This is a genomic window from Anabaena sp. CA = ATCC 33047, from assembly GCF_963870205.1.
Classification (GTDB): domain Bacteria; phylum Cyanobacteriota; class Cyanobacteriia; order Cyanobacteriales; family Nostocaceae; genus Trichormus.
Window position 1 is genome coordinate 218,728 of record NZ_CAWMSA010000003.1, and the last position, 13,607, is coordinate 232,334.

14 protein-coding genes and 1 pseudogene are annotated in these 13,607 nt (G+C 41.8%); 10 read left to right on the forward strand and 5 right to left on the reverse strand.

From position 1 onward, the window contains the following. Positions 1 to 105: 105 nt before the first annotated feature. From AACS98_RS01385 to AACS98_RS01415, 7 genes are all read left to right on the forward strand, one after another. Positions 106 to 504, forward strand: coding sequence for a hypothetical protein (locus AACS98_RS01385; RefSeq protein WP_066375364.1), 399 nt, complete (start codon positions 106 to 108; stop codon positions 502 to 504). A gap of 121 nt (positions 505 to 625) precedes the next feature. After that, complete coding sequence (locus AACS98_RS01390; RefSeq protein ID WP_066375365.1) at positions 626 to 1,795, forward strand: zinc-dependent alcohol dehydrogenase; 1,170 nt, start codon at positions 626 to 628, stop codon at positions 1,793 to 1,795. A gap of 16 nt (positions 1,796 to 1,811) precedes the next feature. Next, complete coding sequence (locus AACS98_RS01395) at positions 1,812 to 2,153, forward strand: cupin domain-containing protein (RefSeq protein WP_066375366.1); 342 nt, start codon at positions 1,812 to 1,814, stop codon at positions 2,151 to 2,153. A gap of 325 nt (positions 2,154 to 2,478) precedes the next feature. Then, the gene (locus tag AACS98_RS01400) at positions 2,479 to 3,393 is read left to right on the forward strand and encodes a manganese catalase family protein (protein ID WP_066375368.1); all 915 of its coding nucleotides are present in this window, start codon (positions 2,479 to 2,481) and stop codon (positions 3,391 to 3,393) included. 462 nt (positions 3,394 to 3,855) lie between these two features. Next, positions 3,856 to 4,881, forward strand: a complete 1,026-nt coding sequence (locus AACS98_RS01405) for a FecCD family ABC transporter permease (protein ID WP_066375371.1) — start codon at positions 3,856 to 3,858, stop codon at positions 4,879 to 4,881. Between the two features lie 79 nt (positions 4,882 to 4,960). Continuing rightward, positions 4,961 to 5,737 (forward strand): ABC transporter ATP-binding protein, encoded by a 777-nt coding sequence (locus AACS98_RS01410; RefSeq protein WP_066375373.1) that lies wholly within the window; start codon positions 4,961 to 4,963, stop codon positions 5,735 to 5,737. Between the two features lie 165 nt (positions 5,738 to 5,902). Next, positions 5,903 to 6,094: an RNA-binding S4 domain-containing protein gene (locus AACS98_RS01415; RefSeq protein ID WP_066375375.1), complete on the forward strand. Its 192-nt coding sequence runs from the start codon at positions 5,903 to 5,905 to the stop codon at positions 6,092 to 6,094. A 92-nt stretch (positions 6,095 to 6,186) separates the two neighbouring features. On the opposite strand, the gene AACS98_RS01420 is transcribed toward AACS98_RS01415, so the two are convergent. From AACS98_RS01420 to AACS98_RS01430, 3 genes are all read right to left on the reverse strand, one after another. Next, positions 6,187 to 6,684 carry a molybdenum cofactor biosynthesis protein MoaE gene (locus AACS98_RS01420; RefSeq protein WP_066375377.1) on the reverse strand — a complete coding sequence of 166 codons (498 nt, stop codon included), beginning with the start codon at positions 6,682 to 6,684 and terminating at the stop codon, positions 6,187 to 6,189. 197 nt (positions 6,685 to 6,881) lie between these two features. Continuing rightward, entirely contained in the window at positions 6,882 to 7,319 is a 438-nt protein-coding gene (locus AACS98_RS01425; protein ID WP_066375381.1) for a cupin domain-containing protein, read from the reverse strand. Between the two features lie 2 nt (positions 7,320 to 7,321). Next, on the reverse strand, positions 7,322 to 8,113 hold the full coding sequence (locus tag AACS98_RS01430) for a cysteine hydrolase family protein (RefSeq protein ID WP_066375383.1): 792 nt from the start codon (positions 8,111 to 8,113) through the stop codon (positions 7,322 to 7,324). 82 nt (positions 8,114 to 8,195) lie between these two features. On the opposite strand from AACS98_RS01430, the gene AACS98_RS01435 reads away from it, so the two are divergent. Further along, positions 8,196 to 9,593, forward strand: a complete 1,398-nt coding sequence (locus tag AACS98_RS01435; RefSeq protein WP_066375386.1) for an amidohydrolase — start codon at positions 8,196 to 8,198, stop codon at positions 9,591 to 9,593. A gap of 88 nt (positions 9,594 to 9,681) precedes the next feature. Here AACS98_RS01435 and AACS98_RS01440 read toward each other — a convergent pair whose 3' ends face one another. Beyond that, the gene (locus AACS98_RS01440; protein ID WP_156481654.1) at positions 9,682 to 10,449 is read right to left on the reverse strand and encodes a PEP-CTERM sorting domain-containing protein; all 768 of its coding nucleotides are present in this window, start codon (positions 10,447 to 10,449) and stop codon (positions 9,682 to 9,684) included. Between the two features lie 149 nt (positions 10,450 to 10,598). On the opposite strand from AACS98_RS01440, the pseudogene AACS98_RS01445 reads away from it, so the two are divergent. Further along, positions 10,599 to 10,736: pseudogene (locus AACS98_RS01445) on the forward strand (nucleoside transporter C-terminal domain-containing protein); the annotation flags it as partial. On the opposite strand, the gene AACS98_RS01450 reads toward AACS98_RS01445, so the two are convergent. Continuing rightward, positions 10,689 to 11,219: a hypothetical protein gene (locus AACS98_RS01450; RefSeq protein WP_197480174.1), complete on the reverse strand. Its 531-nt coding sequence runs from the start codon at positions 11,217 to 11,219 to the stop codon at positions 10,689 to 10,691. The pseudogene AACS98_RS01445 and the gene AACS98_RS01450 overlap by 48 nt on opposite strands. Positions 11,220 to 11,495: 276 nt before the next feature. Here AACS98_RS01450 and AACS98_RS01455 point away from each other — a divergent pair, with 276 nt between their 5' ends. Then, positions 11,496 to 13,511 carry a glycoside hydrolase family 10 protein gene (locus AACS98_RS01455; protein ID WP_066375391.1) on the forward strand — a complete coding sequence of 672 codons (2,016 nt, stop codon included), beginning with the start codon at positions 11,496 to 11,498 and terminating at the stop codon, positions 13,509 to 13,511. Positions 13,512 to 13,607: the final 96 nt, after the last annotated feature.

The window sequence follows — 13,607 nt, forward strand, 5'->3', positions numbered from 1 at the left end:
GATAGAGAATGCGACTAATTACATATTAATAAATCCCACCTAGAAAAGATGTTTCATTACATCGCTGGTGCCAACATTGTACACATAATGTAATTGAGGCTATTTATGAACCGTGTACTTTCTTGGTTACAAAATTTTTTGCTGCGTCAAGTTTTAATTGTTTGTCTCATAGGAGCTACCTTCTTTTTAGGTCAGTGTTTTATATCCAGTAGTGCAATGATTGCCCAAGCGGATGTTAAAACTCCAGAGGGGATTTATTACAAAGGCACTCCAGAAAATGAAAGCATTAGAAATGATACTCAAGTGAGAAATGCCCAAGAAAGACTAAAAGAAACTGCTGATACTGTGCGTGAAAAGTTAAATTTAGACGAAGAAACACCTAGAGCCACAAAAGAGTTTCAAAAATCTGTACAAAGAAGAGTAGAAAAAACAGTTGAGCCAGTCACGGGAACCCCACGCGGTTATTACCAACAACCTGAGTCGGTGAGAGAAATGAGAAGATAGATTTAAAAATCATAACTATCTTAACAGACATATAGACGCTCATAGAGCGTCTTCTGATCAAAAAAATAGTCATGTCTCTACTGACTAATGACTAATGACTAATAACTAAGGACTAATCACTATGAAAGCAGTTTGCTGGCATGGAGCAAACGACGTGCGAGTTGAGACAGTACCAGACCCGAAAATTCTTAACCCGCGTGATGCGATTATTAAAATTACTTCTACGGCAATTTGTGGCTCAGATTTACATATATATGATGGCTATATCCCCACAATGGAAAAGGGTGATATTCTCGGTCATGAATTCATGGGGGAAGTAGTTGAATTAGGAAGTGCCGTTAAAAATGTGAAAGTAGGCGATCGCATGGTTGTCCCCTTCACTATATCATGCGGTTCCTGCTTCTTCTGCCAACGGCAATTATGGTCTTTGTGCGATAACTCCAACCCTAACGCCTGGATGGTAGAACTGCAAATGGGACATTCACCAGCAGGTCTATTTGGCTACTCGCACTTATTTGGCGGTTACGCTGGCGGTCAGGCAGAATACGCCCGTGTACCTTTTGCGGATGTCGGCTTGCTGAAAATCCCCGAAAATCTTACAGATGAGCAAGTGCTATTTTTAACAGACATCTTCCCGACAGGCTACATGGCCGCAGAAAACTGCAACATCAAACCCGGTGATATTGTCGCCGTTTGGGGCTGTGGCCCAGTCGGACAATTTGCCATCAAAAGCGCATATATGCTGGGTGCAGAAAGAGTCATTGCCTTTGACCGCATTCCCGAACGCCTACAAATGGCTAAAGAATACGGTCAAGCCGAAGTTCTCAACTACGAACAAGTCAATATTGGGGAAGCCCTCAAAGAAATGACCGGCGGACGCGGCCCCGACGCTTGCATTGATGCAGTCGGCATGGAAGCCCACGGTACAGATGTGATGGCGTTTTACGACCAAGTAAAACAAACCGTCCGCTTAGAAACAGACCGCCCCACCGCATTACGGCAGGTAATGGTGTCTTGTGCTAAGGGTGGTCATGTTTCACTCGCGGGTGTGTATGGTGGCTTCCTCGACAAAATACCGATGGGTGCTGCGATGAACAAAGGTCTAACCTTCAAAATGGGACAGACACACGTTCATAAATACTTAAAACCATTATTAGAACGCATCCAAAACGGTGACATTGACCCCACATTTGTCATCACCCATACTCTACCCTTAGAACAAGCACCCCACGGCTACAAAATTTTTAAACACAAACAAGATAACTGCATCAAAGTTGTACTCAAACCATAAGGAAAAAGCTAAAACTATGAGTGATACCAGCGTGAAAAAAATAGACTCTACCCATTCCCCCAAAGGTAAACTTGGTCAGAAATATTTAGCATCAGGCAAAACTATTTCTATGCGCCTTTGGGAAAATGAACAACCCAGTGCAGATAAACAACCAACCAGTCGTGAATATGAAACAGTTGGTTATGTAATTAATGGACGTGCAGAGTTGCACATTGAAGGGCAAATGATATTACTAGAACCCGGAAGTTCTTGGGTAGTTCCCAAAGGAGCAAACCACCACTACAACATTCTAGAACCATTTACGGCTGTGGAAGCCACCAGCCCCCCGGCTCATATTCATGGGCGCGACGAAAATTAACAATAATTTTCCATCTTCCACCATTCTCAAACATCATAGGTGGGCATTGCCAACAATATAAAACTCAAAGCTTGAGTAAATCTCAAGCAATGCCCACCCTACAAACTATCTTATCTTATCCAATCTTGCTCTCTGCGTCTCTGCGTGAGGCAAATCCTATTATTTATCTAGTCCAACTAGAGAATTAAATTTAAGTTCAATAACTTATATTTTTATACAACTATCGACTGATGTAAATAAGAAATTGAAACAGTTTCCTAGAAGAAATAACCTACACAAAAATTAATTTTGTGCGCTGGAAATCTGTCACTTATTAGGAAGCGAAATGTTTTATCATTCCAAAAAACTGCAATATTTCAAGCCCCCAGAAAAGCCAGATGCAGTTTACGCGATGAAAATACAAGAACTCATCGGCGGCACTTTTGGGGAAATGACTGTAATGATGCAGTACCTATTTCAAGGTTGGAATTGTCGCGGCCCTGCCAAATATCGGGATATGCTGCTAGATGTGGGGACTGAAGAAATCGGTCACATTGAGATGCTAGCTACCATGATTGCCCATCTTTTAGATAAAGCACCCCTGGAAGTGCAAGAGGAGGGTGTGAGAGATGCGGTAGTTGGTGCTGTGATGGGTGGTACTAACCCACGAGATGTAATCATGAACGCTGCCATGAACCCCCAGCACGCGATTGTTTCCGGTTTGGGTGCAATGCCGGCTGATAGTGTAGGCTTTCCTTGGAATGGTCGGTTTATTGTTGCTAGTGGTAATCTTTTAGCTGATTTTCGCTCTAATCTCCACGCCGAAAGTCAGGGACGCTTGCAAGCAGTCAGATTGTATGAGATGACGGATGATCCAGGGGTGAAAGATACCTTGAGTTTTATGATTGCCCGTGATACCATGCACCAAAACCTCTGGTTGGCAGCAATTGAGGATTTAGAACAGTCTGGACTAGAAACCACACCTGTTCCCAGTTCCTTCCCATTGGAATTAGAAAAACGGGAATTTGCCTACCAATTTTGGAATCATTCCGAAGGTAATGAAAGTGCTGAAGGTCGTTGGGCTAAAGGTCGTTCAATGGATGGTAAAGGTGAATTTCAGTATGTTGCTAACCCCCAAGCTGTAGGGCCAGAACCACAACCACCACAACCCCCAGAACAACTGCACGGTACACCCCAAAATAGACAAGCTCAACAAGGTAATGGTTCTAGCGCACCTCCTTTAGTTGAGCGTATCGGCTAATACTGTCTCACTGACTGCTCATTTATCATCCACTCTGGTAGGCGAAGGGGTCAAACTTTGTATGTGGCAATTTTTTGGTCAATTCTCTAGGGTAGACTTTTTTAGCCTAGAGTGTGGTGGGAGCTATGACCCCTCACCCCAGTTGATAGCCGGATAAATTAGAATAAAAGAAACGACCACAGTGATCACCGTGATCGTAGACGAATTAACTATACAAATTAGATTGTACTACGAACTAATATCTATTGCTCTATCCCCCTAAAGGGGGGTTTTTTTGGTATTTATGGGAAAAATAGGATATTAATAGATATAAATACCTAATAAGCTCTATAAAGCTTGCTTTTATCACTGAATAACAATAATATCTCCGCCAATTTCCTACTATTACACAGGCTCAACCAAAGAATTGGGAAAATATTAGTATGTAGATATATTACAGCGATCGCTCCCCCTATAACGATAATGTACCGCCATATAACTCGGCAATTGCAGACTATTTGGGTGAAACAGCGCATATTCTGGGCTGTCTTGCTGTTAGTGACAGGATTAATCTTCACTCTCGCTTTATCTCTGGCTCAAGGCGCAGTACCCTTAACTCTTGGCGAATTATGGCAAGCTATTCTTAGAGAAGGCGACCCCATCAAACAAACAATTATCTGGGATTTACGTCTACCACGCATCACGGCGGCGTGTATCGTGGGTGCAGCCTTGGGAATGTCAGGGGCGTTATTACAGGGAATGTTACGCAATAGTTTAGCTGACCCTTTTATTTTAGGCATTTCCGCCGGCGCGGGGCTAATTGTAATTGTGATGATAGTCTTGCAAGTATTCCCAATTGCTATTCCCCTAGCGGCATGGATAGGGGCAATTATAACTTCAGCTATTGTGATTTTACTGGGTCGTGCGGGTTCGAGTATCTCCGTCGAAAGATTGATTTTAGGGGGAGTTGCAGTTAGTTCTTTGTTGGGTGCTGTGCAAAGTACATTGCTGCTGTTGGCGGAAGATGGTCAAATTCAAATAGCACTGAGTTGGCTGGTGGGTAGCTTAAATGGTCGGGGTTGGCGAGAAATTGCCACGGCTGGCCCTTATATTATGATGGCATTACTGGGGGGATGGTTACTAGCTAGGTCTGTGAATGTGCTGGCGTTGGGAGATGACTTAGCTGTTGGTTTGGGAGTATCATTAACGCGATCGCGCTTATTAATCGGTGGTGTTGCTACATTATTAGCCGCCGGTGCAGTCAGTATTAGCGGTTTAGTCGGGTTTGTGGGTTTAGTTGTCCCTCACGGTGTGCGTCTAATTGTCGGTACAGACCATCGCTTTGTGTTACCATTATCCGCCTTAGCTGGTGCATGGTTACTCACCTTTGCAGATTTACTCTCTAGACTAGGTGCTGTAGAACTTCCTGTAGGTTCTGTGACAGCTTTGCTAGGTTCACCTTTGTTTATCTGGTTACTATATCGCCGTTCATCTGGGTTGAATAAATAGTAGAGTCTTTCTAGTGCAGAACCTCTACATCATGCAAAACCATTTTGAATTTTGAATTTTGAATTTTGAATTGATCAAAATGCCTATTGAATTACAAAACCTCACTGGTGGTTATACCGTTATTCCCATCGTTAAAGATATTAACCTGACTCTGCAAACAGGAGAATGGTTAAGTTTAGTTGGTGCGAATGGTTCTGGTAAGTCTACTTTACTAAAATTACTCAGTCGCATTCTCTCCCCACAACAAGGAACTGTACTTTTAGATGGTAAAGCAATTCATACCCAACCGCCGCATTTAGTTGCTCAGAAATTGGCATTGTTACCGCAACAACAAACAATTCCTGTGGGCTTAACAGTGCGACAATTAGTCAGTTTAGGACGTACACCGCATCAACCTTGGTGGCAATGGGAATTAACCGCCGAAGATTGGCAGAAAGTTGAGACAGCTATGCAAAAAACTCAACTAGAAAAATTTAGCGATCGCCTAGTTGAAAACCTTTCTGGTGGAGAAAGACAACGGGCTTTTTTAGCTTTAGCCTTAGCCCAAGAACCGAAAGTTTTACTATTAGATGAACCGACAACTTATTTAGATATCAACTACCAATTACAACTGTTAGAACTCCTCAAACAACTGAATCAATCACAAGAAATTACCATTGTCACAGTTTTACATGAATTAAACTTAGCTGCGCGTTATAGTTCCCGCATTGCCTTGTTAAAACAAGGTCAACTGTGGGAAGTTGGTACACCAGCAACCGTGCTAACTCCTCACGCGATCGCCCAAGTTTTTGGGGTAGAATCAATCATCATTAACACACCCGTTGGTTTACAAGTTTGTGCGATTTCTGCGGTATAATTAACAGGTGAATTGATATATAATTTTAAGATAATGTTTGTCAAGCCTTAAAGTAGAGACGTTGCATGCAACGTCTCTACATTTAAGAATCAAGCGCGTCTATGGCTACGCCACGCAAGCAACATCAAGAAACGGTATTAATTCTTTTCTCCAAGCATCAAATCAATGATTAAACTCGACCAATTTTTAAAGTTTATCGGTGTAGCCCCAACTGGCGGTCAAGCTAAAATGATGATTGTTAATGGTGATATCAAAGTTAACGGTATAGTCGAAACTCGACGCGGAAAAAAATTAGAATTAACAGACCAAGTTACAGTAGAAGGCAAAACTTTCAACGTAGCTGATTTTATCAAATAAATGTGCTGGCACATGAGTAGGGTGCGTCAGATGCCGAAAATAAGTTCATTGTTGCCAAATTATCTCTTCTGACGCACCCTACAAAAGACTATTTAACAATTTGCGTCTGATTGTTCACAAGCACCAATACTTACCCAACTGCTAGAACCATCAGCCCAATGTTCCTTTTTCCAAATTGGCGCATTATGTTTGAGGGTATCAATAGCATAACGACAAGCTTCAAACGCTTCACTACGATGAGGACAACCTACTGCTACTAAAACACTAATTTCGCCAATTTGTAAACGCCCGATGCGATGGTGAATTACTACCCGGTTAACATCAAACCACTTTGCGCGAATATCAGCAGCAATTTGATAAAACACTTGTAAAGCCATTGGTTCGTATGCTTGGTATTCTAGAGAAACAACAGGTTTTCCATCAGTTTGATTACGAACCATACCACTCATCACCACTATTGCACCATTGGCAGGGTCATCAGCTTTGGTGTAGACTTCTTCTAAAGATAATGGCGCAAAGGTAATAGCAAAACTATCTTCACTTTTAGGTTTTAAAACATAATTTGATGTGTTTGTCAATATTGATTTCATAATTATTAACTAGCTCAAATTAAAAAACATCATGTCCAGATACCCGACTTCTTTAAGAAATCGGGTATCTATATCCTGATCATTTTATATTTATAGCCGATTGCAACCGGATAGAATACAAATTCATCCGCGTTTATCTGCGTACATCTGCGTTCAATTATTTTTTCTGTACCTCAATGAATAGAGAACCACTATAATCATAAACCTCTTAATACTGCCATATCTTCAGCGTCCAATTCCTGTGGTGTACCACTACGAATTAATTCAGAAAAATCTTCATTGGGAACCATAATTGTTAAAGTGTACAACCGGGTAGAACCTGTATTTTTAATCAAATGAATTCCCGTTGGTGGGACTAATAAACTATCTCCGGCGGCAATGGGGACTTTTTTCCCATCACACATAGCAATACCTTTTCCTTTGAGGACAAAAAACATTTCTACCGCCCATTGATGACGATTTGGTGGTGTTTGCCCGCCGACATCAAAAATTTCTACACAGCAAGTGAGAGAAGTGTTAGCATTTGTGGAATCAAAGATAATTGCTAACCGATTTGTGTCGTGGGGACTGATGCGGTAAACCTGATAATCTTTGGGAGATTTAATTACAGGAATTACACAACGAGTAGCGTACATTGTTATTCCCTTCCTGTTGCTTCAGGATGATTTAGGGCTGTTAAAATTGCTTGGGAATCGGTAACAAAACCAAAACATTGTTTGACGTTATATAACGTCGCTAGCCAACAATAATCAGGGGACGTTGTAGCAGTACAGTCTTTAATTAAAATGCAGTCATAACCAAGAAAGTTAGCATCGCATAAGGTAGTTAATACACATTGATCAGCGTTCACACCCGCAAAGAATAAGGAAGTTATCCCCAAGTTTCGCAGGATGCTATCTAAAGGAGTGTCCCAAAAGCCACTCATGCGATATTTATCCACACGAATATCTTCTGGTAACTGGGGGAGTTCGTCTACTACCGCCGCCGCCCAACTATCTGCTATTAGTACCTTAGCACCGTTTTTCGGTAATGGATCGCCTAAACCTACACCTTCACCTGTAGGATTGTAAACATGAAGTAAACCGGCACTAATATTCAGTAAGTCGGGACGATTACCCCAATTTACCCAAATTACAGGCACATTTGCCGCCCGTAGTTCTGGAAGTAAGTGATTTAAAGGTACAATCGGTTTACGGGCTGGAGTGACATCTACACCAATATGCGCTAACCACCCATCAGGGTGACAGAAATCGTTTTGCATATCGATGACGAGGATGGCAGATTTTGCCAAGTCGAGGCGCAGTGTTTTTGTTTCTGTTGGTAAGATAACTGATTGTGGAGTCTTTTGAGGACGGGTAATATCTGCGATCGCTTGATTTACCATCCACGCATTTGGTAAAACTCCCAATCTCCGTAACGGCTGCTCCATAAATTGCCATACTTAACTATATTTTCTATGTTGTAACTTGAAATGCTGTTGAGAGTTTAATTACTTAATCAAGGTTAAAATCATGCGGTTTACAATTCAAAATGTTTTGATTGCCACCGATGACGGTTACACTACGACAGATGTACAGATTATAGATGGTAAAATCGCTGCCATCGCTCCTCATTTAGATGTTGTCGGTACGGCAATCAATGGCAGTCATAAACTATTATTACCGGGTTTGATCAACGCTCACACCCATTCATCAGAAATGTGGCAACGTGGCATCATGTCCCCTTTGCCGTTAGAATTATGGTTAGCGGAACTGTATGATTTTGCCAGCATCGACACTGAGCAAATTTATCTGAGTGCTTTAGGCACAGCCGTAGAAACTCTGTTATCTGGTGGTACAAGTGTAGTAGATCATCTGGTACTAATTCCAGGGCAAGAGTTAGAAACCATCGCTGCGGCGGTGCGTGCTTATCAAGAAGTGGGAATACGAGCTTTTATCGCTCCCTTAATTCAAGATGAGTCTTTGACTGCGGGGATACCTTCCGGGGATTCAAACCGAACCCATGAGCCGTTTTTGCGTTCTACAGCCGCGACGCTAGAAATTATCGAAACAGCTATCAAAAAGTTTCACCGCCCTGATGAGGGTGTGAGTATGTTAGTGGCACCGACGGGGATACAATTGTGTACAGATGCCTTATTTGAAGGGTGTATTGAGTTAAGCGATCGCTATCATATTTGTCGTCACTCTCACTTATTAGAAACCAAAGCCCAAGCAAAACTCGCCTTAGAAAAATACGGTGGTAGTGCTGTTACCCATCTTAACAGCATGGGTTTCTTGAGCGATCGCACCTCCTTAGCTCATTGTGTCTGGTTAAATGATGCTGACATCGCTATCCTAGCCGCAACCCAATCAACAGTAGTTCACAATCCCCTCAGTAACCTGCGTTTAGGTAGTGGCATCGCCCCGATTTTAAAATATCGTCAAGCTGGAGTTAACGTCAGTTTTGGTTGTGATGGTGCCTCTAGTAATGACTCTCAAGACTTATTAGAAGCCATCAAAATCGGCTCTATTTTACATAATATTACAGATTTTGATTATCGCCACTGGATTACACCCCGACAAGCCATAGAAATGGCATCATTAGGTGGTGCAAAAGGATTAAACATGGCAGATAAAATAGGGACTTTAACAGTTGGTAAAATAGCTGATTTGGTACTTTATGACCTGACTAATTTATCATTATTACCCCGTACCGACCCCATTGGTTTATTAGTATTAGGTCGTCCGAATAATATAGTAGATAGTGCTTGGGTGAATGGTAAACAAATTATAGCCAATGGTCAAGTAACTACAATTAACGTTGAGCAACTGCGACAAGAATTATTTAACCGTAGTCAGTGGGAAACCAAACGCGAATCTCCAACAGTAGCAGAAATTGAAGCGCATTATCGTAAAGTCATGGGTTTGTAAAACAGTTCAGGGGAGATTGACTAAAATTCCTCATAGTTTGTCACAGTGAGGAATTTTAGAGCGTTGTCAAACAAACTCAAAAAAAATGCTAACTATCTTTGATGATGGCTTTTTGTGAGTGTTTGTTTTTTCGATGCCTAACTACACCAAAACCACCAGCTATGATTAATGAAGTTAGTATAGTTGTAGGTTCGGGAACACTAACAATTTTCCATTTAAAAGTACCACTCATCATAGCTTCTCTTGTGCCTAAGCCACCGGAAATATTAGCGAAATTTTTTAACCCGACAGTATAGGTTTGTCCTGCGTAGATGGTTCTTTCTATAGTACCAGAAGTATTAGGCAAGAAGGCAGCATCACCTCCTGGCTTTGACCAATTGAAGAGGAATGCGTTCAAACCAAATGTACTTGTACCAGATTCCTTAACATCGTAATCCATTGTCAAGAAACCCGTTGTGTCAGCGATAAATTCATAACTCCAGTCTAAGCCTCCATATAGGTTTGCAAGACCTGAATTAACGTTGATAGTTTTCCAGCCTACATCAGTGAAGGTTACTACACCCTCATAACTGTTTTTCCATATTGATGTTACTTGTGCTTGCGACAAAACGCTCGCATTACCTGAAGTTGCCAATGCTGCAACTGCGGCGCCTAATGAATTTATGGTCTTGAATTGACTGTCTGTATAAGTATCAGTGACTAATCCACTACCAGCGTTGGAATTAGCTTCTAGTCTTAATGATGAGCTAACAGGAGTAACGAAAGCATACACCACAGCAGGATTCAGTCCTACGCTAATGATTGATCCTGCGATACTAGCCATTGAAAATCTTGTGATGGCAGTTGCAATATTCATGTTTATGATTACATTGATTTAAGTATTTTTATGTATTAAGCAATAATCTAATTAACTGGTATGTGTCAATATATTTACTGTTTGTTTGTATAAAATTTATATAATTTTTGTAGAATCTTCATCAGAAAAATAGGTTTGAACCCCTTTGTGTAACTATTACTATAGGTGTGATAACTGGAATTGCTCCCCAACGCCAACATGACTTAGCGCGTCTGGGTGTGAGAACCATGATTGCGGGATTATTGGCTGGTTTGATTACTGCCTGTATTGCGAGTATGCTTTTTTGAAAAAACTGATTTTTTTCGTGGTTTAAAATAGCCTAATTTCCAGTTTTCCGGTTGCTTTAACTGATTGAGATGTCCCTGGAAAATCAGACGCAAAGCAATGCGAGTATTTAAATATCCCTTAAGTAAATAATATCCTGGCTTGACATCAACATCGGGGACAAGAGACTCAGAAGTAGGTTGTACAGCCCCGCAACGGGTATTTTCTCCTGGTAAACTTAACTTGAATAAATAATCATATCTATATCCTGTGGGAATCATAAACACACCATAAACATGATGTTGACCCAGCCAAGGCTTAATGATGATTTTTTCAGGTGTAGTATAATATCTAACTTCTTTTGTAGGGGGAAAAGCCCACCAAGACTGACATAGCACTAAAGGCGATCGCTCTGTTATATCTGTAAAATAAGATAGACCGACAATACTCACTAAACTCAGGGCAAATAACAGATAAAATCCTAATTTTAGTGACTTTTTACCCACTTGTTCAACCCTAGCAACTTCTTTCAGCTATTTTAGCTATCTCAACAACAGTGTGATTACATAGTTCGTAGTGAGGACTTTAGTCCTCATGGTTAAGCTGAGGATGAAAGTCCTTTGGTGCGGACGCTATGCGTAGCTTGCTTCCCCGGAGGGGTAGACTACAAACTTGCAAGGGGAAAAAATCCTAAATGTGAAAACTTATACGTGATTAAGGTAGAGTGCGCCTGTGGCTTGTTAAAGTAACAAAAAAGCTGTATAATCAACCAAACGGTAATTATGGTATCTAATACTGTACGCTTCTCCGATGTTCAAAACCATTGGGCGCGTCCGTTTATTGAAGCCTTGGCAGCAAGACGCATTTTAAATGGTTATCCTAACGGGACTTTTCGCCCAGATAAATCTCTCACCCGTGCTGAGTTTGCCGCTATCATTGCATCTGTGTTTAACGTTCCGGTAAAGCGTCAGTATGTTCCTTTTACTGATGTTCCCGTGAAGCATTGGGCTGCTAGTGCCATTAAAAGAGCTTACGAAACCGGATTTTTAACTGGTTATCCCAATCAGACTTTCGGACTGAATAACAAAATTCCTCGTGGTGATGTTTTAGTCGCTTTGGTGAATGGCTGGGAAATTGCCCAGAAAATTCCACCAGCATTACTAGATCAACTCCCAGAAATTTATCAAGATGGGGCAAACATTCCCGGTTATGGGAAAAATCAGATGGCGATCGCCACAAGTGCCGGCTTAGTTGTTAGCTTTCCCAATATCAAATTACTTAACTACAAGACACCTGCGACTCGTGCTGAAGTTGCAGTCATAGTTTACCAAGTATTAGTATATCTCGGCAAAGCCCCCAAAATCAACTCTACATATTTAGTAGTTCCGCCCAGCACTGTCCCCAAAACCGTCAAAGTGAGTCATCAAAGAGAGTTTCGGGGAGTATGGCTAACAGCAGTGTGGAATAGTGATTGGCCTGCTAAAGCCGGATTATCTGTAGCGCAACAGCAAGCGGAACTCGTAGAAATTATCAAAAAATTACAACAACTGAATTTTAATGCCCTAATTTTACAAGTGCGTCCCGAAGGTGATGCTTTGTATGCTTCCGCCCTTGAACCGTGGAGTGCTTGGTTAACCGGAACTCAAGGTAAAGCCCCAGAACCATTTTATGATCCCTTAGAGTTTGCGATCGCCGAAGCCCACAAACGCAACATCGAAGTTCACGCTTGGTTTAACCCCTACCGCGCCAAAACTAGCACAAAAAACGGCGTTGCCAATGTCCGCCCCCACATAGCCCTCACCAATCCAGAGGTAGTCTATCAATGGGGGAATCAGTTATGGATGGAACCAGGCTCAAAAATCGTTCAAGATAGAGCTTACAACGTAATTATCGACGTTGTTCGTCGCTATGACATCGATGGTATTCACCTCGATGATTATTTTTATCCCTATCCCATCGCCGGTCAAACATTTCCCGATGATAAAACCTACGCCGCATATAAATCAAGCGGTGGCAAGTTAAGTTTAGAAGACTGGCGACGAGAAAACGTCAATCAAATGGTGCTGCGTCTTTCACAGGGAATCAAAGCCACCAAATCCCATGTAAAATTCGGAATTAGTCCCTTTGGAATTTACCGCCCCGGACAACCACCAGGAATCATCGGACTAGATGCTTACAATGTATTGTATGCTGATGCCAAAAAATGGTTAGAACAAGGCTGGATTGATTATATCGCCCCTCAACTATATTGGCGCACAGACCAAACTCAACAAAGTTATCCTGTATTACTCAAATGGTGGACAGAAATTAATCCCCAGCGCAGACACATTTACACAGGTAACAACATCGCCAAATTAGACGGAAAAGCCTGGAAATATGAGGAGATAGAAAAGCAAGTACAAATCAGCCGTAACCTAGTCAGAGATTTATCACTAGGAAATATCTTCTTTAGTATGAGTTCCATTAGTGAAAATCGCCAAGGTATTGCTGACAAGTTCCAAAGCTCAGTTTACTCCACACCTGCCATAGTACCTACAATGTCATGGCGCAATCAATCCCCACCACCCCCACCCAAACAACTACAAGTCAACAACCGAAGACTCAGTTGGGAACCCGGCGATAATCAACCGGTACGCTCTTGGACACTATATCGTCAAACAGGTGACACTTGGACAATACAAAGAATATTGTCTGCTGGCACAACTTTCGCCACAGTACCACAACCAGGAACTTATGCTGTTTGTGCTGTCGATAGGTTAGCGAATGAAAGTGAGGGGGTAGTGATTAAGGTAAGTTAGGGACTGGAAGGGACTGGGGACTGGGAAATTTATATATCTATATATATAGATGTTATTAGTCATTCTCCCTCATCCCCCTCATCCCCCTCATCCCCC